Source organism: Arenimonas sp., from assembly GCF_022842045.1.
Classification (GTDB): domain Bacteria; phylum Pseudomonadota; class Gammaproteobacteria; order Xanthomonadales; family Xanthomonadaceae; genus Arenimonas.
In genome coordinates this window covers 1-19,163 of record NZ_JALHQI010000038.1, presented here as the reverse complement: position 1 = coordinate 19,163, position 19,163 = coordinate 1, and the positions used below count along the sequence as shown (strand labels likewise).

At 70.0% G+C, this 19,163-nt stretch carries 24 protein-coding genes; 23 read left to right on the top strand and 1 reads right to left on the bottom strand.

The features are described from left to right. The first annotated feature begins 1 nt into the window (after window position 1). The 13 genes from Q0C12_RS09395 to Q0C12_RS09335 all read left to right on the top strand — a co-directional run bounded on the left by Q0C12_RS09395 (window position 2) and on the right by Q0C12_RS09335 (window position 7,342). Window positions 2-187 (top strand): hypothetical protein, encoded by a 186-nt coding sequence (locus Q0C12_RS09395; RefSeq protein ID WP_290889408.1) that lies wholly within the window; start codon window positions 2-4, stop codon window positions 185-187. 3 nt (window positions 188-190) lie between these two features. After that, on the top strand, window positions 191-1,384 hold the full coding sequence (locus Q0C12_RS09390) for a phage minor head protein (protein ID WP_290889405.1): 1,194 nt from the start codon (window positions 191-193) through the stop codon (window positions 1,382-1,384). Continuing rightward, window positions 1,350-1,895: a phage virion morphogenesis protein gene (locus Q0C12_RS09385; RefSeq protein WP_290889402.1), complete on the top strand. Its 546-nt coding sequence runs from the start codon at window positions 1,350-1,352 to the stop codon at window positions 1,893-1,895. The genes Q0C12_RS09390 and Q0C12_RS09385 overlap by 35 nt, the downstream gene beginning before the upstream one ends. Beyond that, complete coding sequence (locus tag Q0C12_RS09380) at window positions 1,895-2,131, top strand: hypothetical protein (protein ID WP_290889399.1); 237 nt, start codon at window positions 1,895-1,897, stop codon at window positions 2,129-2,131. The genes Q0C12_RS09385 and Q0C12_RS09380 overlap by 1 nt, the downstream gene beginning before the upstream one ends. Before the next feature lie 119 nt (window positions 2,132-2,250). Then, a complete protein-coding gene (locus Q0C12_RS09375; protein WP_290889396.1) occupies window positions 2,251-3,312 on the top strand; it encodes a phage protease in 1,062 nt (353 codons plus the stop codon). 38 nt (window positions 3,313-3,350) lie between these two features. After that, window positions 3,351-3,725, top strand: coding sequence for a capsid cement protein (locus tag Q0C12_RS09370; protein WP_290889393.1), 375 nt, complete (start codon window positions 3,351-3,353; stop codon window positions 3,723-3,725). A gap of 46 nt (window positions 3,726-3,771) precedes the next feature. After that, entirely contained in the window at window positions 3,772-4,701 is a 930-nt protein-coding gene (locus Q0C12_RS09365; RefSeq protein ID WP_290889390.1) for a major capsid protein, read from the top strand. Between the two features lie 150 nt (window positions 4,702-4,851). After that, complete coding sequence (locus tag Q0C12_RS09360) at window positions 4,852-5,022, top strand: hypothetical protein (RefSeq protein ID WP_290889387.1); 171 nt, start codon at window positions 4,852-4,854, stop codon at window positions 5,020-5,022. Window positions 5,023-5,122: 100 nt separating this feature from the next. Then, window positions 5,123-5,557, top strand: a complete 435-nt coding sequence (locus tag Q0C12_RS09355; RefSeq protein WP_290889384.1) for a DUF1320 domain-containing protein — start codon at window positions 5,123-5,125, stop codon at window positions 5,555-5,557. After that, the gene (locus Q0C12_RS09350; protein WP_290889381.1) at window positions 5,541-5,975 is read left to right on the top strand and encodes a hypothetical protein; all 435 of its coding nucleotides are present in this window, start codon (window positions 5,541-5,543) and stop codon (window positions 5,973-5,975) included. Before Q0C12_RS09355 ends, Q0C12_RS09350 begins: the two co-directional genes overlap by 17 nt. 11 nt (window positions 5,976-5,986) lie before the next feature. Beyond that, the gene (locus Q0C12_RS09345; protein WP_290889378.1) at window positions 5,987-6,739 is read left to right on the top strand and encodes a hypothetical protein; all 753 of its coding nucleotides are present in this window, start codon (window positions 5,987-5,989) and stop codon (window positions 6,737-6,739) included. A gap of 7 nt (window positions 6,740-6,746) precedes the next feature. Then, window positions 6,747-7,163, top strand: coding sequence for a hypothetical protein (locus Q0C12_RS09340; RefSeq protein ID WP_290889375.1), 417 nt, complete (start codon window positions 6,747-6,749; stop codon window positions 7,161-7,163). A gap of 35 nt (window positions 7,164-7,198) precedes the next feature. Beyond that, complete coding sequence (locus Q0C12_RS09335; RefSeq protein ID WP_290889372.1) at window positions 7,199-7,342, top strand: hypothetical protein; 144 nt, start codon at window positions 7,199-7,201, stop codon at window positions 7,340-7,342. Here Q0C12_RS09335 and Q0C12_RS09330 read toward each other — a convergent pair. Next, the gene (locus Q0C12_RS09330; RefSeq protein ID WP_290889370.1) at window positions 7,339-7,479 is read right to left on the bottom strand and encodes a hypothetical protein; all 141 of its coding nucleotides are present in this window, start codon (window positions 7,477-7,479) and stop codon (window positions 7,339-7,341) included. The genes Q0C12_RS09335 and Q0C12_RS09330 overlap by 4 nt on opposite strands. Window positions 7,480-7,498: 19 nt before the next feature. Between Q0C12_RS09330 and Q0C12_RS09325 the strand changes: the two genes are divergently transcribed. The 10 genes from Q0C12_RS09325 to Q0C12_RS09280 are packed head-to-tail and all read left to right on the top strand — an operon-like array spanning window position 7,499 to window position 18,948. After that, complete coding sequence (locus Q0C12_RS09325) at window positions 7,499-10,165, top strand: tape measure protein (RefSeq protein WP_290889367.1); 2,667 nt, start codon at window positions 7,499-7,501, stop codon at window positions 10,163-10,165. Next, window positions 10,166-10,501 (top strand): phage tail protein, encoded by a 336-nt coding sequence (locus Q0C12_RS09320; protein WP_290889364.1) that lies wholly within the window; start codon window positions 10,166-10,168, stop codon window positions 10,499-10,501. After that, the gene (locus Q0C12_RS09315) at window positions 10,491-10,772 is read left to right on the top strand and encodes a hypothetical protein (protein ID WP_290889361.1); all 282 of its coding nucleotides are present in this window, start codon (window positions 10,491-10,493) and stop codon (window positions 10,770-10,772) included. Before Q0C12_RS09320 ends, Q0C12_RS09315 begins: the two co-directional genes overlap by 11 nt. Beyond that, window positions 10,769-11,467 carry a phage minor tail protein L gene (locus Q0C12_RS09310; RefSeq protein ID WP_290889358.1) on the top strand — a complete coding sequence of 233 codons (699 nt, stop codon included), beginning with the start codon at window positions 10,769-10,771 and terminating at the stop codon, window positions 11,465-11,467. Before Q0C12_RS09315 ends, Q0C12_RS09310 begins: the two co-directional genes overlap by 4 nt. A gap of 2 nt (window positions 11,468-11,469) precedes the next feature. Then, on the top strand, window positions 11,470-12,213 hold the full coding sequence (locus Q0C12_RS09305) for a C40 family peptidase (RefSeq protein ID WP_290889355.1): 744 nt from the start codon (window positions 11,470-11,472) through the stop codon (window positions 12,211-12,213). Next, on the top strand, window positions 12,203-12,853 hold the full coding sequence (locus Q0C12_RS09300) for a tail assembly protein (RefSeq protein WP_290889352.1): 651 nt from the start codon (window positions 12,203-12,205) through the stop codon (window positions 12,851-12,853). The genes Q0C12_RS09305 and Q0C12_RS09300 overlap by 11 nt, the downstream gene beginning before the upstream one ends. Beyond that, a complete protein-coding gene (locus Q0C12_RS09295; protein WP_290889349.1) occupies window positions 12,850-16,575 on the top strand; it encodes a phage tail protein in 3,726 nt (1,241 codons plus the stop codon). The genes Q0C12_RS09300 and Q0C12_RS09295 overlap by 4 nt, the downstream gene beginning before the upstream one ends. A gap of 9 nt (window positions 16,576-16,584) precedes the next feature. Then, window positions 16,585-17,556 (top strand): hypothetical protein, encoded by a 972-nt coding sequence (locus tag Q0C12_RS09290; protein WP_290889346.1) that lies wholly within the window; start codon window positions 16,585-16,587, stop codon window positions 17,554-17,556. A 16-nt stretch (window positions 17,557-17,572) separates the two neighbouring features. Continuing rightward, window positions 17,573-18,412: a hypothetical protein gene (locus Q0C12_RS09285; RefSeq protein WP_290889343.1), complete on the top strand. Its 840-nt coding sequence runs from the start codon at window positions 17,573-17,575 to the stop codon at window positions 18,410-18,412. Then, on the top strand, window positions 18,412-18,948 hold the full coding sequence (locus Q0C12_RS09280; RefSeq protein ID WP_290889340.1) for a hypothetical protein: 537 nt from the start codon (window positions 18,412-18,414) through the stop codon (window positions 18,946-18,948). Before Q0C12_RS09285 ends, Q0C12_RS09280 begins: the two co-directional genes overlap by 1 nt. The last annotated feature ends 215 nt before the right edge of the window (window positions 18,949-19,163 follow it).

The window sequence follows — 19,163 nt, the reverse complement described above, 5'->3', positions numbered from 1 at the left end:
CATGGTCTCCGTCGGCACCAAGATCAAGCAGCTGCAGGGGCTCACCGAGAAGGACCTCACCGCGTGGGAGGCGAACTTCGTGCATGACATCGGCCTGGCCACGCAGCAGGGCGAGCACACCGCCACGCTGACCGACAAGCGCCTGGCGGTGATCGAGCGCATCTGGTCCAAGCACTTCGCCGGGTAAGCCATGCCCACTCCGCTGCCCCCCGGCTTTCGCCTCGGCGTCATCGCACCGCAAGACGCGATCGACGCTTTTCGCCAGCGCAACCTCATTTCGCCCTCGTTCAGCTGGCAGGACGTCTGGCAGCAGGAGCACGCCACCCGCTTCACCGTGGCCAAGCTCGCCCGCACCGATCTGCTGGAAGCCATCCGCAAAGAGCTCGACCGCGCGATCGCCGAGGGCCGCACGATGGATCAGTTCGCCAACGAGATCGAGCCGCGCCTGCGCCGCGCCGGCTGGTGGGGCACGCGCGAGGTGATCGACAAGGCCACCGGCGAGGTCGGCCGCACCACGTTTGACGCCGCCCGCCTGCAGCTGATCTTCGACACCAACGTGCGCCAGGCGCACGCCGCCGGCCGCTGGAAGCGCATCGAGCGCAACAAGGCGGTCAACCCCTTCGTCCTTTACCGCACCATGCGCGACGAGCGCGTGCGCGCCACCCACGCGCCGTGGCATGGCCTGGCGCTGCCGGTCGATCATCCGTTCTGGGACACCCACTACCCGCCCAACGGCTGGCGCTGCCGCTGCACCGCCTACGCGATCGACCAGGCCGGCCTGGACGAACTGGCCGCCGCGGGCTTCGGCATCAAGACCACCGCGCCGCCGGTGGTGACCCGCCCGTTCGTCAACCGCCGCACCGGCGAGGTCACGCGCGTGCCGCGCGGCGTGGATCCCGGCTTTGCCTACAACGCCGGCAAGGCCGCCATGCGCGCCACCAGCGAGGCCGCCACCGAAAAGCTCGCCACCTGGCCAGCCGACGTCAGCGCCCGCGCGGTGCGCGAGCTGGTCGCCGGCCGCCTGTTTCAGCGCTACCTCGCGCAGCCGCAGGGCAACGACTTCGCCGTCGGCCTGCTCGGCCGTGCCGAGTCGCGTCGCCTGCGCAGCCCCGCGCGCGTGGTGCGCCTGACCGAGGCCGGCGTGCAGGCCGGGCCCGGACTGACCGCCGCCGACTACGGCTGGGCGCAAGACGCCTTCGAGCGCGGCCGCTCGGTCGTCGACGGCTCGCGCAGCCTGCTGTTCGTCCTCGAGGAGGGCGGCATCGTCACCGCCGCGCGCGTCACGCGCATGGGCCGCCGGCTCGAGCTGAGCGGCCTGCGCCGCATGCCGCGCGAGCAGGCGCTGCGTGATGCGCGCCTGGGCCCGCTGCTGGAACGGCCGTGAAGGGCAGGCGATGAAGGACCGCTTCACCATCGTCGTCGACGACGCCGAGCTCAACTACAAGCTCAGCCGCGCTGCCGCCAAGTTGAGCGGCGACACGCTGCTCAGCCAGGTCGGCGCCGTGCTCGAGCGCCGCATCAACATCCGCTTCGATCGCAAGGTCGATCCCAATGGCACCAGCTGGAAGGCGCTGTCGCAGAACACGGTCGCGCTTTACTTGAAGCAGGACGGGGTCATCGACGGCAAGGGCAAGCGCCGCGGCACGCTGCTCGAGCGCACCGGCCTGATGCGCGCCTCGCTCGCCACCAACGTCCTGCCCAACGCGGTGGAAGTGGGTTTTTCCATGCCCTATGCGCAGTACCACGAGACCGGCACCAAGACCAAGAAAGGCGCGGTCCGGATGCCGCGCCGCGCGCTGCTCACCGCCGACTGGGAAAGCGGCCGCCTCGGCAACGCCGATCGCGACGCCATCCTGCAGCTGCTGCAGAAACATCTCGACGGGTTGTTCGACTGATGGGCCAGAAACGCAAAGAGGTCGAGCTGCGCGTCGACCAGTGGTACGGCTTCCTGCTCAAGAGCGGGCCGCGCCGTCTGGTCTCGCGCCATCGCGGCTGCTGCGTCGCTGTCGATGGCGATCGCGCGCTGCTCAACGTGCCGGTCGAGGACTGGCCGTTCCCGACGCAGGCGTGGTTTCATCGGGTGCGCCTGTTCCGCGCGCCGCGGCCACGCGTGCCACGCCAGGCCGCTTGACGCGCCGCCCGCCTCAGGCCATAACCTCACCCAGCGCCGCGGCCTGAACCCCGCGGCGTTTGTTTTTCGCCCGCGCGAAAAAGACCTGCAGGGGGTCGCTGCCCACACTGCGCGGCGTCATGCATCGCGCCCTTCCATCCGTCGCCCTGTTCGCCTGCCTGCACGCCGCCACCGCGGCGGCGGCGGTGCGGCTGCTTCCTGCAGGGGACTTTGCTGCGCGCGATGGTCGGCCGGGGCCCGGCCGCAAGTGGAAGCTCGGTGATGCCGATGGCGAGCGTCTCGCGCAGGCCCTGAACAGCCGCAAGACCCCGCTCGTGATCGACTACGAGCACCAGACGCTCAACGCCGAGACCAACGGCCAGCCCGCGCCCGCCGCCGGTTGGGCCACGCAGTTCGAGTGGCGCGCAGGCCAGGGCCTGTTCGCCACCGACGTGCAGTGGACCGCGCGCGCCAAGCAGATGATCGAGGCGGGCGAGTACCGCTTCATCTCGCCGGTCTTCTCCGCCCGCAAGGCGGATGACCGCATCCTCGAGGTGCTGCACGCCGCCCTCGTCAATTTCCCCGCGCTCGACGGCATGGCCGACGTGGCGGATCGCATTGCCGCCCGCTTCGCGGCGGCCTCCCAGGAGACCTCGACCATGAATCCGCTTCTCCAGAAGCTGCTCGCCGCTGTCGGCCTCGCCGCCGACGCCACCGAAGAGACCGCGCTCACCGCGGTCGCTTCGCTCAAGACCAAGTCCGACGAAGCCGAGTCTCTTCGGCAGAAGCTGGCCACGGCTGAAGGTGAAGTTTCTGCACTCAAGGCACGCCATAGCGGCACCGAAGGAGAAGGCTTGACTGCCATGAAGGCGCTACAGACCGAGGTCTCCTCGCTCAAGGCGCAGCTGGCGGCCCGCGACATGGATGAGACCGTCACCGCTGCACTGAAGGCCGGCAAGCTGCTCCCCGCGCAAGAGAAGTGGGCGCGCAGCCTCACCGTCGAAGGCCTGAAGACCTACCTCGAAACCGCGCCGGTCGTGCCGGCACTCGGCGGCACGCAGTCGGGTGGCAATCGCCCCGCCGGCGGCGCCGACGACGCCCAGGCCATCGCGCTGAAGGCCACCGCCTACATCGACGAGCAGGCCAAGGCCGGCCGCCTGGTCACCGCGGTCGAAGCCGTCAACCACGTGCGCGCCGCCTAAGCCGCGCCGCCCACCCTCACACCCTGCAGGAGACCCGCGTGTCCAACCAACTGCTGACCAAAGCCTTCCTCGCCGGCGGCGCCATTCCCGCCGGCTCGCTCGTCAAGTTCGGCGCTGACGACAACACCGTCGTCGTCAGTGCCGCCGCCGCCGATGCGCACATCGGCGTGGTCGAGAGCTTCGATGTCGCCAGCGGCGAGCGCTGCGACGTCGTCATGGCCGGCATCGCCGAGGTCAAGATCGGCGGCGGCATCACCCGCGGTGGTCCGGTCACCAGCAACGCCAGTGGTCAGGGGGTCGCCGCTGCGCCGGCGGCCGGCACCAACAACGGCGTCATCGGTCGCGCGCTGGCCAGCGGCGTCAGCGGTGACGTCATTCCGGTGCTGGTCGTGCCGGGCACGTTCCAGGGCTGATCCAGCTCACCTCCCCACCTTCGCGCCGTAGCCAGGAGACCTTTCGATGATCCGCCCGTTCCCGATCAACCCGACGCTGACCGCCATCGCGCTCGCGTACCGCAACCCCGACGTCGCCCTCATCGCCGACGATGTGCTGCCGCCCACGCCCGTGGCGCAGGAGTTCAAGTGGCTCAGCTACGACCTGGCGCAGGGCTACTCGGTGCCCGACGTCAAGGTCGGTCGCAAGAGCTACCCGAACGAAGTCGAGTTCCTGGCCACCGAAGTGCAGGACAAGGTGGTCGACTACGCGCTCGATGACTTCATTCCCAACGAGGACCTCGAGGCCGACAACCAGGGCGTGGACCCGATGGGCACGGCCACGATGTACCTGCGCAACCTGATGCAGCTGGCGCGCGAGATCCGCGTGGCCAACCTGGTGTTCGCGCAGGCCACCTACCCGGCGGCCAACCGCGTGGTGCTGGCCGGCAACAGCCAGTGGTCCGACCCGGTCAACAGCGACCCGGTCGCCGCCATCGGCGACGCGCTGGACGTGCCCATCATGCGGCCGAACATCGCCGTCTTCGGCCAGGTCACCTGGACCAAGCTACGCCGCCATCCCAAGCTGGTGCAGGCGATCAAGGGCACCGCCCAGGGCGCCGGCCAGGTCAGTCGCCAGGAGTTCGCCGACTTCTTCGAGCTGCAGGGCGTGCACGTCGGCGCCGGCTTCGTCAACACCGCCAAGAAGGGCCAGGCGGTCAGCATGAGCCGCGTGTGGGGCAAGCACGCCACGTTCCTCTACCGCGACCGCGCCGCCGGTCCGCAGGCCGGCGTCACCTTCGGCTACACCGGCCGCTGGGGCAGCGTCATGGCCGGCAACATCCCCGACGAGAAGCGCGGCTACAACGGCGGCCAGACCGTTCGCGTCGGCCAGCGCGAGAAGGAGCTCGTCGTCGCGCCGGGCGTCAGCTACTTCTTCGAGAACGCGGTCGCGTAACCGGATACACCCCGAGAGAGCGAGTAGGGCTGTGACAGGGCAAGGCGGACCGGCGGTCTGCCTGCCCCCGAGCCACCTGGATCGAGGCGCGCCCGCCGGATAGCCGCCCAGTTAGCCGCCGACCAGATCACCCAACACACGGAGCCGCCAATGGCCACCAAGAAGTTCCTCATCAAGACCCGCGTCGACCTCGACAACAAGCTGTATCTGCCGGGTGACGTGATCGAGATCGACGCCGACGTCGCCGAGCCGCTCATCGCCGCCAACGCGATCGAGCCCGCTGCCGACGACGCCACCCCCACCAAGGGCAAGAAGAAGTAGCCCGCACCGCGTGTCTCCCTTGCCTGACCACCAGGCACCTCGCGGCCCAAAGTCTCCCGACGGCGGGCCGCTTTTTCGAGACTGACCGACCGACCGCCCCATGCCGTACGCCACCCGCCAGGACATGATCGACCGCTTCAGCGAGGCGGAGCTGGTGCAGCTCACCGACAAGGGCGAGATCCGCGCCGACCGCATCGTCGACGCCGTGCTCGAGCGCGCGCTGGCCGATGCCTCGGCCGAGATCGACGGCTATCTGGCCGGCCGCTACGTGCTGCCGCTGGACCCGGTGCCGGCCAACCTGCCGCTGCTGTGCTGTGACATCGCCCGCTACCGGCTGCAGATCAACGAGGCCGGCGAGGCGGTCAAGGCGCGCTACGACGGCGCCGTCAAGTTCCTGTCCAAGGTCGCCACCGGCGAGATCCAGATCGGCGCCACCGCGCTGGGCGCCAAGCCCGTCGCCGCCAGCGGCGGCGTGAGTTTCAACACCGGACAAAAGTCTTTCGGACGCGAGGCCTTCGATGGCACTGCCGGCTGACTACCTCGGCGCCGCGCCGCTGATCGTCGAGCGCCTGCGCACCGCGGTGCCGGCGCTGCGCGGCGTGCTGCTCGCCGATGACCTGGCCGCGCTTGCCGAGCGCACTGCGGTCGGCCCGCTTGCCTTCGTCATCTATGACGGCGATGAAGTACTCGAGGGCGACGGCCGCGCCCGCCAGGGTGCCAGCCAGATGGTGCGTCAGCGCTGGGCGGTGATCATGGCCGTGCGCAGCGCCGTGCAGCACCGCGACGGCGCGCTGCATCAGATCGCCGGCCCGCTGCTGACCGCGGTGATCGCCGCGTTGGCCGGCTGGCACACACCGCCGTATCGCGCGCCGCTGTATCGCATCACCGCGCCGCGCGTCGACTACGGCCCCAACTTTGCGCTGTACCCGCTGCTGTTCGCGGGCGACTTCTAGGAGATAAAGCGATGGCAGGTTTCAGTGGTCAAGGCAAGGTGTGGATCGGTGGCCGCACCGTCGGCGGCAACGCGGAGGGGCTCAAATGGGTCGGCAACGCGCCCGCCTTCTCCGTGGCGCTGACCGAGGACGTGAGTGAGCGCAACGAGAGCTTCAGCGGCGCCCGCCTGCCGTTTCGCCGCGCCACGCGCGCCAAGCAGGCCACCATCCAGGTCAGCTTCGACGAGTGGAACAAGGAGAACCTCGCGCGCCTGCTGCAGGCCACCGTCACCACGGTGGCGGCCGGCGCGGCCGTGGTCGGTGAGGTGGCGCCCTCCGGCCTGGTGGTCGGTGACAAGGTGATTCTCGCCGGCCAGAACGTCAGCGCGGTGAGCGTGGTGGACAGCACCGGCTCGCCCAAGACGCTGCCGCCGGCCAGCTACGAGCTCAACGCCGCCGCCGGCAGCTGGGAGCTGAAGGACCTCACCACCGGCGCGCCCTACGTGCAGCCGTTCAAGACCACGTACACGCCTGGCCAGCGTCAGGTGATCGCGCCATTCAACAGTGGCAACCCGGAGCAGTGGATCCGCTTCGAGGGCGTCAACACTGACGACAACACGCCGGTGATCGTGGATCTGTACCGCGTGCGGATGAGCCCGACGCGCGAGCTGCCGCTGATCAACGATGACTTCGCCACCTTCGAGGTCGAGGGCAGCGTGCTCGTAGACAGCACCAAGCCCAGCGGCGGCACCCTCGGCCAGTTCGGCCGCATCATCCTGCCGTAGGTGAGCGATGCGCCCCCAGCAGAACTCGCTCGACACGCTGGTCAACGAACCGGTGCAGATCGAGGTCGGCGGCGTGGCGCTGCACGTCACGCCACTGACCGTTGGCCAGCTGCCAACGGTGCTGCGTCTGGCTCAGCCCTTTCTGCTGCTGCTCGACACCGTGCGCAGCGCCGAAGATGCGCTCGCGCTGATTGCCGATCACGGCGATGCGATCGTCGCCATCGCCGCGATCGCGGCAGACGTGCCGCAGGACCAGGTGGCGCGGTTGACCCCCGATCTGCTGGCCGAGCTGTTCATCAAGCTGCTGGAGCTGAACGCGGATTTTTTCGGCCCGCGCCTGCCGGCACTGCAGGCCCGCGTGGCCGCCGGCATGGCGCGCCTGCAGGCGAAGTCACCGGCTGGGCCGACGCCTTCGCCGAACTGATCGCCGCCGGGCACGCGCACGACGAGGTGCTGCGAATGACGTTGGCGCAGTTCCGGTTGTACGGCGAGGCCGCGCACCGACAGCGGCTGCGCCGGCTGCGTGACTCGGCGCTGGCGGTGCGCCTGGCTGGCGCGACCGAAGAAGGCTTCAGCAAGGCGCTGAAGGGCCTGCCCGACTAACCCGTGATGACCCGCAGGAACGCCCAGATGTACAGCGCAGCCAGCAGCGCCAGACCGGAGGCGGCGATCGCCGGATGGCTGAGCACGCCAGCCAGCAGCAGCGTCCAGCCGAGGATGTGCAGAGTGTCGAAGTTCATGGCGCGCGCAGTCTAGGTCATGACGACCCTGAACGCCAAGATCGTCGTCGGCGCGGTCGTCGACGGCGCGCGCAAGGCGCTGGGCGACTTGAAGCGCGGCGCGACCGACGCCTTCGGCGCGATCGCCAAGGCCGACGCCAAGGCGCCGTTCGGCCGCACCCGCGCCGGGGTGGAGTCGATCAGCAATCAGCTGGGCCAGCTGCGCACGGCCGCGCTCGCCGCGTTCGGCGTGCAGGGGCTTCGCTCGCTGGCCGACACCGTCGACGGTTACGCCAGCCTGTCGGCACGTCTGAAGCTCGTCACCAGCGGCACGCAGGAGTACACGACCGCACAGCGTGAGCTGTCGGCGATCGCCAACCGCAATCAGGTCGGCCTGGGCGAAACGGTGCAGCTTTACACCCGCCTGGCGCCGGCGGTGAAGCAGCTCGGCGGCAGCCAGCAGCAGGTGTTGCAGGTGACCGAGGCGGTGGCGCTGTCGTTGCGGATCAGCGGCGCCACGGCGGCGGAGAGCAGCAGTGCGATCCTGCAGTTCTCGCAGGCAATGGGCGCCGGCGCACTGCGCGGCGAGGAGTTCAATGCCATCGCGGAGGCCAGCCCGCGCCTGATGCAGGCGCTGGCCGACGGCCTGGGCAAGACTCGCGGCGAGCTGCGCGGCCTGGCTGAACAGGGCAAGCTGACCGCCGGTGTGGTCGGCAACGCGCTGATCCGCCAGCTCGCCAACCTGCAGGCCGAGGTGGGCCAGTTGCCGGTGACCATCGGCGGCTCGCTCACCCGCGTACGCAATGCCTTTCAGGAGTTCCTCGGACAGAGCGCGGCCACCGGCACGTTGGCACGCGGCATCGCCGAGGGATTCAACCTGATCGCCGCGAACATCGACAAGGCCGCCGTGGCTCTGCTGGCGATCGGCGCCGCGTGGGTCGGCGCCAAGGTCGGTCTGTGGGTGGCCTCGCTCACCGGGGTCGCCGTCGCGATCGCCGGGCCGGCGGGCGTGGTGGTGGCGGTGGTCGCGCTGACCGCAGCGCTGCTGACGCTCGGCCGCGTGCGCGAGAAGCTCGCGGATCTGCGTGAAGACGAGCTCGGGGCCCGGCGCAACGCCCTGGGAGCGGAGGTCGATCGGGCGATCGCCCAGGGCGGCGCCGATCAGGCCGAACTCGAGGCGATGCTGGAGAAGCTCAGCCTGCTGGACCAGGAGATCCTTCGTCGCCGCACGCTGCGCGATCAGGCCGCCGAGGCACAGCGCGAAGCCAACCGCGCGGCAGTGCTCAGCGGCAAGGCGCTGAGCGAAGGCACGGCGCCATTTGCCGGCGGGGTGGCTGCCTTCAAGGGCTACTACGACCAGCGGCTGGAACTGCAGAAAGACGCCCTGGCGCGCGAGCAGGCGCTGGACGAAGAACGCTACCGCGCCGGTGAAACGGATGCGCGTAGCTACTTTGCGCGGCGCAACGAGCTGGCGCAGCGCGCGTTCGCCGTCGAAGAGCAGCTGATCAGGCGCGAGATCGCCGCCCGGGCGAAGGTCAACGCAGAGAACCAGCGCCGGCTGGACACCCTGGCCAAGGATGATCCGAAGCGCGAGCAGTTTGCCGAGGCGGTCCGCGGCGGCCAAACAGAGGTGGCTCAACTGCAGGCGCGCCTGGTGACCCTGGGTCGCGATCGCGCCGACAGCCAGCGCCGCACCGCCGCCGACACCGAGCGCGAAGCTGACGCGCTCGAGCGCGCGCTGCGCGCGATCGACCAGCAGGCCAAGCAGGCGACCGGCCGCGAGTCCGCGGCTGATATCCAGAGCCGGGTGGCTGATCAGTTCGCCGACCAGCGCCGCACCGAGTTCGATGCCACGGGCGACACTCGCATCGTCGACGCATTGGTGGCGCGCACGGTGGCACAAGAGCGCCTGAACCAACTCACCCGCGACTACCAGCTGCTGCAGGATCAGCGCGCCGACAAGGAAGAGCGTCTGCGCCAGCAGCTCGAGCAGGGCGTGATCACGCAGGGCCAGTTCAACACCGAGGTCGCGCGCCTGCGCAGCGAAGGCCTGCCCGCCACCGAAGCGCTGCTTGCCCAGATGGAGCAGCTGGCGCAGGCGCTCGGCCCGGAGGCGGTGGCCGCTGTGCAGCGCTATCGCACCGCGGTTGCCGGCCTAAAGCCGGTGGCAGACAGCCTCAAGCGCGACTTCGGTGGGGCGCTGCAAAGCGGGCTGACCTCGTTCTTCACCGATCTCATCACCGGCGCCAAGTCGGCCAAGGAGGCGTTCGCCGACATGGCCAAGCTGATCCTGGCGGAGATCGCCAGGATCGTCGCGGCCAAGCTGGCAGCCAAGGCCGTGGCAATGGTTTTTCACGGCGGGGGCGTGGTCGGTTCAAGCCACGGCTCTCGGCGCCAGATTGACCCGGCAGCGTTTTCGCTGGCGCCGCGCTTCCACAGCGGGGGCGTCGTCGGCCTGCGCAGCAACGAGGTGCCGGCCATTCTCGAACGCGGCGAAGAAGTCCTGACCCGCGCCGACCCGCGCCACCGCGCCAATGGCGGCGGGGCCGCCAACATCAGCGTCGGCATCACCGTCAACGGCGGCAACGGCCCCGAAGGTGAGCTGCGCCGCGCCGGCCTGGATCTGGCGCAGGCGGTGCGCCCGGTGATCGATCAGTGGGCGCAGGAGAACTCCCGCCCCGGCGGCCTGCTGTGGAGTGCCGCCTAAATGGCCGTGTTCGATTGGGCCGAGAGCCGCTCCACCAGTGTGGAAGAGTCGCCGCGGGTGCAGGAGACGCGTTTCGGCGACGGCTACGTGCAGGCCACGCCCGACGGCCTGCATCCGCAGGAACAGACCTGGGACCTGGTGTTCGACCAGGTCGACGACTCGATCGGCGACGACATCGTCTCCTTCTTCCGCGCCCGCCAGGGGGTGGAGCTGTTTGACTGGACGCCGATCTGGGGTCCCGCGATCCGCGTCGTGTGCAAGCGCTGGCGCCGCACCCGCGTGGATCTGGGCATCAGCACCATCACCGCCACCTTCGAGCGCCGTTATGAGCCTTAACCCCGGCCCCGGCCGCAAACCGAGCCGCCCGTCCAGCCGCTTGCCGGCGCACCGCTGCGCCGCCCCCGGCTGCAGCAAGACCGTGCCCGGCGAGGTGCTGATGTGCTACCCGCACTGGCGCCTGGTGCCGCGTGCGCTGGCGCGCGAGGTCACCCGCAGCTGGCTGGCCTTCAGCAAAGACCCGTTCGACCAGGATGCGCGCGCCGCCTACAACCGCGCCCGCGAGCAGGCGATCGCCGGCGTGGCCGAGCACCTGCGGACCCGCCCATGACGATCCGCGACGAGGTCCTGCGCCTGACGCACAGCGCGCCGGTGGAGCTGTTCGTGCTCGACCTGACGTCCCTCGGTGGCCCGGTCTACCGCTTTTGCAACTGGGTCAACGAGCTTTCGCAGCCGGTGGTGTGGCAGGGTCAGACCTACCAGCCGTTCCCGATCGAGGGCAGCGGCTGGGCCAAGTCCGGCACCGGGCCGCTGCCGCGCCCGACGCTGCGCATCGCCGACATCACCGGCCTGGCCGGCGTGCTGGTGCGCACGTACCAGGGCCTGGCCGGCGCCACGCTGATCCGCAAGCGCACTCACGCCAAGTACCTGGACGCGGTCAACTTCGCCGCCGGCAACCCGGAGGCCGATCCCGACAGCCACTGGCCCGACGAACGCTGGCAGGTGGCGCGCCGCCCACGCGACAACGGCCTGGCGATCGAGTTCGAGCTGCGTGCGGCGATCGACGTCGCCGGCGTGCGCCTGCCCGGCCGCCAGATCATCCAGAACACCTGCTGGTGGACCTACCGCTCGCCGGAGTGCGGCTATGCCGGCGGGCCGGTGGCCACGCGCGACGACGTGCCCACCGCCGACCCCGCGCAGGACCGCTGTTCGCGCCGCTTGTCGGGCTGCCGGCTGCGTTTCAACCAGAGCGCCGATGGCCTGCCGTACGGCGGTTTCCCTACGGCCGGGCTGACGCGGCTGTGACCATGCACGCCCCGATCGCGCTGTCTGACGCCGCCACCGCGGCGATCCGCGCCCACGCCGCGCAGGTATACCCGCGCGAGTGCTGCGGCCTGCTGCTGCGCCACGGCGCCGCCATCTCGTACGCGCCGTGCCGCAACCTGGCCACCGCCCCCGAAGAGCAGTTCATCCTCGACCCAGAAGCCTGGGCACTGGCCGAAGACACCGCCGACAGCATTGAGGCGATCGTGCACAGCCACCCCAACGCCAGCGCCAACCCGAGCATGGCCGACCGCGTGATGTGCGAGCGCACCGGCCTGCCGTGGCTGGTGATCGGCTGGCCCTCGGGCGCGCTGGTGTGGTGCGACCCGTGCGGTTTCGAGGCGCCGCTGATCGGCCGCGAGTTCACCCACGGCGTGCTCGACTGCTACACCCTGGTGCGCGACTGGTACTGGCGCGAGCACCGCATCCAGCTGCCCGACTTTCCCCGCACCGACCTGTGGTGGGAGCGCGACGAGGACCTGTACCTGGACAACTTCGCCGCCGCCGGCTTCGTGGAGGTGACCGACCTGCAGCCGGGCGACGGCCTGCTGATGCAGGTGCTCAGCCTCAAGGTCAACCACGCCGCCGTCTACCTCGGCGACAACGTGATGCTGCACCACCTCTATGGCCGCCTGTCCGGGCGCGATGTCTACGGCGGCTACTGGCAGCGCCACACCCGCAAGATCGTGCGCCACCGCGACCTGCTCGGAGCCGCCCGTGCTGCGTGAGGTCCGTCTGTACGGTCACCTGGGGGCGCGCTTCGGCCGCGTGCATCGCTTCGATGTCGCCACCCCGGCCGAGGCGCTGCAGGCGCTGATGGCCAACTTCCGCGGCTTCGAGGACCACCTGCGTCGCCACAACGAGCCCGGCTACCGCGTGCTCACCGGCAAGCGGCCGATCATGGAGGTCGATGAACTCACGCAGCGCCGCGCCGGCGCCGAGCCGATCAAGATCGTGCCGGTGGTGGCTGGCCAGAAAAAGGGCTGGGGCCGCATCCTCGCCGGCTACGTGCTGATCGTGGTCGGCACCGCGCTGTCGGTGCTCGGCTATGTGCCGATCGGCCAGGCGCTGGTGCAGGCCGGCGTCGCGCTGACATTGCAGGGCGTGGTGCAGCTGCTCACCCCGGTGCCCAAGGCGCCCAAGCCGAGCGAGCGCCCGGAGAACCAGCCCAGCTACTTCTTCGACGGCGCCGTCAACACCTCGGCGCAGGGCCAGTGCGTGCCGGTGCTGCTCGGGCGCCTGATCGTCGGCTCGGCCGTGGTCAGTGCCGGCCTGTCGGCCGAGGAGTTTGTCTGGAGTCAGCCGACGCCGCCGGTGCGGCCGCCGCTGCCGGGCGACGAAGACGGCAAGACGGGCATGTGGCGATGAACGCTGTGATCCAGGGCGCCAAGGGCGGCAAGGGCGCCAGCCCGCGCACCCCCGTCGAGGCGCCCGACAGCCTGCGCAGCAAGGCCTACGCGCGCGTGATCGACGTGGTGAGCGAGGGCGAGATCGGTGGCCTGGTCAACGGCTTCAAGTCCGTCTTCTTCGACGGCGTGCCGTATGAGAACGAGGACGGCAGCAAGAACTTCACCGATGTGTTCCTCGACTGGCGCTGGGGCACCCAGGGCCAGACGGCGATGGACGCCTTCAGCGACCAGGAAACCGAGCAGACCGTCGCCGTCGAGGTGCTGGCCGCCTCGCCGGTGACCCGCACCATCGTCAACCCGCTCGCCGACACGGTGCGGGTGACGATCCAGGTGCCGGCGCTGGCCGCCACCGACCTCAACAACGGCGACGTCGGCGGCACCGCGGTGCTGTTCGCCATCGACATCCAGAGCGCCGGCGGCGGCTTCGTCGAGAAGGTGCGGCAGAACATCTCCGGCAAGAGCGTCAACGGCTACCAGCGCAGCGTGCGGGTGCCGCTCGCCGGCGGCGGGCCATACGACGTGCGGGTGCGCCGCCTCACCCCTGACTCGACCACGCAGTACCTGCAGAACAAGACCTTTTTCCAGAGCTACACCGAGATCGTCAGCACCAAGCTGCGCTACCCGAACACGGCGGCCTTCGGTCTGATCGTCGACAGCCAGCAGTTCAGCCGCATCCCGGTGCGCGGCTATGACCTGCTCGGCGTGCGTTGCGAGATCCCGAGCAACTACAACCCGATCACCCGCACCACCACGGGCGTGTGGAACGGCACCTGGACGATCGGCTGGACCAACAACCCGGCCTGGCTGTTCCGCTGGCTGGTGGTGGAGGATCGCTTCGGCCTCGGCCGCCTGGTCGACGCCGCCCTGCTCAACAAGTGGTCGCTGTACGCGATCGCCCAGTACTGCGACGCGCTGGTGCCCGATGGCCGCGGCGGCACCGAGCCGCGCTTCACCTGCAACGTCTACCTGCAGGAGCAGCGCGAGGCCTATGCGCTGCTGGCCGAAATGGCCAGCATCTTCCGCGGCCTGGTCTACTGGAGCGGCGCCGGCATCGACTTCGCGCAGGACGCCCCGGCTGACCCCGCGCTGGCGTACACCAACGCCAACGTGGTCGACGGCAGCTTCGAGTACTCCGATGCCGACGCCGCGGTGCGCTACACCCAGGTGCTGGTGCGCTGGAACGATCCGGTCGACCAGTTCCGCGCCAAGACCATCCTGGTCGACGATGAAAAGGGCATCGCCCGCTACGGCCTGGTCAGCACCAGCATCGTGGCGGTCGGCTGCACCAGCGCCGGCCAGGCGGTGCGCGCCGGCAAGTGGTTCCTCTACACCAACTTGTACGAGGCGGAGGTGGTCAACTTCCGCGTCGGCACCGACGGCGAGCTGGCCGGCCCGGGCAAGATCATCAAGATCGCCGACGCCCGCAAGGCGCAGGAGCGCACCGGCGGGCGCTTGCGCAGCGCCACCGCCAGCGCCATCACGGTCGATGCGCCGGTCACGCTGAACCCCGGCGAGAGCTACACGCTGTACCTGATGCAGCCTGCCGCGATGAGCGAGCCGGCGCGTCCGCTCGCCACCCGCCCGGTGGTCAACGGCCCCGGCACCTGGGACGTGCTCAACCTGGCCTCGCCGCTGGAGGCGGCACCTGTCGAGCACAGCATCTGGGTGCTGGCCAGCGGCGAGGTGCAGCCCACCACCTGGCGCGTGCTCGCCGTGCGCGAGGTGGAAGGCAAGCCCCAGTACGACGTGCTGGCCGTCTCTCACAACCCGAGCAAGTTCAACGCGATCGAGAACGGCTGGGCGCTGGAAAGCTACCCGGTCTCGCGCCTGACCGCCGACAGCAAGCCCATCACCGGCCTGTCGCTGTCGGAAAGCCTGTTCCTCGATCGCGGCATCGCCCGCGTCAAGCTCTCGGTCGGCTACACCTCGACCCAGGTCGGCCAGCGGTATCTCGTGAGCTGGCGCCGCAACCAGGCCACCTGGCAGACGCTGCCGCAGACCACCCAGACCACGATCGACATCCTCGACGCCGAGCCCGGCAACTACGAGGTCGCCGTGGTGGCCATCAACGCGCTGGGCAACGCCTCGCCGCCGGTCACCGGCGTGCTCACCGTGCTGGGCAAGACCGCGCCGCCGGCCAACGTCACCGGCCTGTACGCCACGCTGGAGCCGTTCGGCGTGCGCATCGGCTGGAACGCGGTGCCCGACCTCGATGTCTTCGAGTACGAGCTGCGGGTCGGCGGCACCACCTGGGAGTCGGCGGCACCGCTCACCGGCGCGGCCACCCGCGTCGGCGGCACCGACTACCCGTGGCAGCTGCGCGCGGCCGGCACCTACAAGCTGTGGATCAAGGCGGTCGACGACGGCGGTCGCTTCTCGGCCACCGCCGCCACCATCGATCTCGTGATCGCCGCGCCCGGTGCCCCCAGCGCCAGCGGCGGCTTCACCGGCGCCGACTACATGCTCACCTGGGCCGCGGCGCCCGGCAGCTTTGCCACCGATCGCTATCGGGTGCGCCGCGGCGCCGTGTTCGCCACCGCCACCTTGATCGCCGAGCCGTACACCACCCGCTTCGGCGGCCGCGCCGACTGGACCGGCAGCGCCAGCTTCTGGATCACGCAGATCGATGTCGCCGGCAACGAGAGCGCGCCGCGCGAGGTGCAGCTGGTGGTCACGCCGCCGGCGGCGCCCCCCGGCTTCCAGGCCGACGTCATCATCAACCAGCTGCAGTTCCGCTGGGGCAAGCCCGCCGCCACGCTGCCGATCGTGCGGTACATCCTGCGCCGCGGCGCCACCTTCGGCAGCGCCCTCGTCATCGGCGACAAGTCGGGCGACCAGACCTTCACCACCCACCAGGAGCCGGCCGGCGGCACCTACACCTACTGGATCAGCGCGGTCGACAGCGCCGGCAACGAGGGCGCGGCCGCCAGCCTCACGCAGCGCGTCGACACGCCCAGCAACTTCAGTCTGCAGCGCGACTGGGTTGACGATTTCACCGGCACCAAAGTCAATTGCATCGTCGAAAACGGCGCCCTGCTGGCCCCGCTGGACACAACCGAGACCTTTGACGCTCACTTCGCGAGCCGCGGCTGGGCTTCGCCGCAGGCGCAGATCGACGCCGGCTATCCGCGCTTTTATCAGCCGGGGGCGGCCAGCAGCAGCTATGAGCGGGTGTTCGACTACGGCACCTCGATCGGCGCCACCCTGATCGCGCTCACGCTGACCAGCCAGATCATCACCGGCGCGGTCACCGTGGCCACCACGATCAGCGTGAGCAACACCAGTGCGGCCGGCCCCTGGACCGACTTCGCCGGCGTGGCCAGCGTGTTCGCCACCAACTTCCGCTGGGTCAAGGTCAAGCTCGACTTCACCGCCAGCGGCGGCGACGACCTGATCGAGGTCAGCGGCCTGAACCTGCGCCTGGCGCTCAAGAAAGACACCGAGAGCGGCGCCAAGGTGGCCGCCGACTTCGTCTCCGGTGTGTGCACCGTGACGCTGACCAAGCCCTGGATCGACGTCGACCGCATCACCGTCACGCCCAACACCACCGCGCGACGCGAGGCGACCGCGTTCTTCGTCGACGCCCCCAACCCCACTAGTTTTCAGGTCCGCATCTGGGACCCGACCACCGGCAACCTCACGCCCACCGACTTCTTCTGGGGCGTGGACGGCGTGCTGTAGGAGCAAGCAATGGCGATCGACTTCAACAAGCCGGCGGTGGGCGATCTGCACGCCAGCCAGTACACGCCGGGCATCCGCGACGCCCTGCGCGCGCTGGGCAAGCAGCTCGACGGCGAGGGCGTGAGCAACGCGCCGGTCGGCACCATGCGCTTCTCGTCGGCCAACGGCTTCTGGCAGGTGTTCAACGGCAGCGCCTGGGTCGAGGTGGGCACCGCGTACCTGAAGAGCAGTTCGTACACCGCGGCCGATGTGCTGGCCAAGCTGCTGACGGTGGATGGCATCGGCAGCGGGCTCGATGCAGCGTTGCTTGGCGGTGCGGGGCCGGCATTTTTTACGGATATCCCGGCGCGGCTGGGTTATGTGCCTTTCAGTGCGGCCGGCGGCCTCATTGGGGGTGCTGTATGGATCGACGCGGGCCTCTCCGACGCGATATTTGTTCGTTCCGGCGGCAGCTTCGGTGTTGGCAATCCCTACTTTTCGCTCAAGAAGCAGTCCCCGACCGTTCTCCAGTTCATCGGATGGAACGGCTCCGCTCTTGAGGGTCAGCTAGACATACTCATCCCGCTCGTGACCATCGGCGGCCATGCCGTCTGGCACGCCGGCAACTTCACACCCGCCAACAAGGCCAATGTCGCCAGCCCCAACTTCACCGGCACGCCGCAGCACAACGGCGTCGAGATCGGTTATCGCTCGGTGCCGCGCTCCACCACCACCGGCACCGCGGTGGCCGCCGATCGCGGCCGCTGCATCGCGCTTGCCGCCGGCCTGACCATTCCGGCCGGGGTGTTCGCCGCTGGCGACGCCGTGAGTCTCTACAACGACTCGGCGGCCGCCGTCACCATCACCCAGGGCAGCGGCCTCACGCTGCGCCTGGTCGGCACCAGCACCACCGGCAATCGCACCCTCGCGGCGCGCGGCCTGGCCACCGTGTGGTTCAACAGCGCCAACGAGGCCGTCATCAGCGGCGGCGGCCTGACCTGACATGGGCATCCATCAGATGCTGTTCGCCGGTGGGCTGCGCCCGATCAGCCTGGTGATCGCCGCCAACACCACGGCTTACAACGTCTACACCGCCGCCGGCAGCCCGGCCGATCCGGTCGACGTCACCGTGACCATCAACGCCGGCGTGGTGGTCGGCTCGGCCGGCGGCGCCGCTTTCAGCACCGGCGCGGCGCTGCCGCCGGGCTCCAAGATCCGCCTGGTCAACAACGGCAGCATCCACGGCCGCTCGGGCGAGGCTGGCGCCGGTGCGGCGGCCGGCAACATTGCCGGCGCGCCAGGCGCAGCCGGCGGCGACGCGATCCAGCTGCTGATGCCGATGACCATCGACAACGCCAGCGGCAACATCTTCGGCGGCGGTGGTGGCGGTGGCGGTGGCGGTGGCGTGATCGGCCCCTACAACGTCGCTGGGCCGTCAGCAGGCGGCGGCGGCGGCAGCGGGCGCGGTTCCGGCGCAGTAAGCGGCGCGGCCGCGGGCACCGGCCAGAGTGGCGGCACCGCACCGCAGGCTGGCGGAGCGGGCAGCAGCGCGGGTGCTGGCGCAGGCGGCAACGGCGGGTCCAAGACGCAGACCGCGGGCACGCCGCCGTTTAGGGGATCGAGTGAGATCGCTAACGGCGGAAGGGGCGGCAACGGCGGCGACTGGGGTGCCGCCGGCACCGCCGGCAACTCGGGGACCTGGTCGTATGCAGACTACGATTTCGGCGCCAACGATTCAGGCGATGGCGGCGCCGGTGGCACAGGCGGCGCGGCCGGCTACGCGGTGCGCACCAACGGCCACGCGCTGACCTGGGTGGCCGGCAACAACAGCACGCAGGTCAAAGGCGCGGTGGCCTGATGGCGCGCTACTGGATCCGCCGCGGCGACGGCAGCATCGCCCGGGTGGTCGACGAGGCCGACCCACGCCTCACCGACATGCGCTTCGACCTCACGCCCGAGCTGGCCACGCTGCCGGGCCCGGCCGAGTGTTGCGTGTGGACCGGCAGCGCGATGGTCGTCGACCCCGCGCGCTTGGCCGACTTCAAGGCGCAGATCGCCGACCACATCGATCGCCTCGCCGCCGCCCGCGTCGCCCTGCAGGTGACCACGCCCGCCGGCACCTTCCGCATCCGCCGCGACGACATCGAGCGCTACATCGGCATCGGCTTCGCCGCCCTGTTCGCCCGCCTCACCAGCGCCGCGTTCTCCATCAGCGTGCGCGACGTCGACAACGACCAGGTCGTCCTCAACGCCGACCAGACCCTGCGCCTGCTGGCCGCCATCGGCCAGCGCTACTACGCCGTGTTCCAGCAGGCCGAGACCCGCAAGGCCCAACTCGCCGCCGCCACCGCCGAGCAGCTGCGCGACTTCGACCCTGCCGACGGCATCGGCTAGGCCTGCCTCCGCCGGGCCGAAACGCCCTCCAGAAACACCAACGGAGCCCGTGTAGGCTCCGCTGTGTTTTGCCCTTGTGAATTTCCTTGTCGCTATTTAAAGGATTCGAGGGGTCTATTTATCAAGCTGGAAACGCGCATTTATCGCGCCGCGCATCAGCGTGGGTGGCGTGGCGTACCGGCCCCGCCGGCCCGGCCAAGGACCGCTCGATTCTA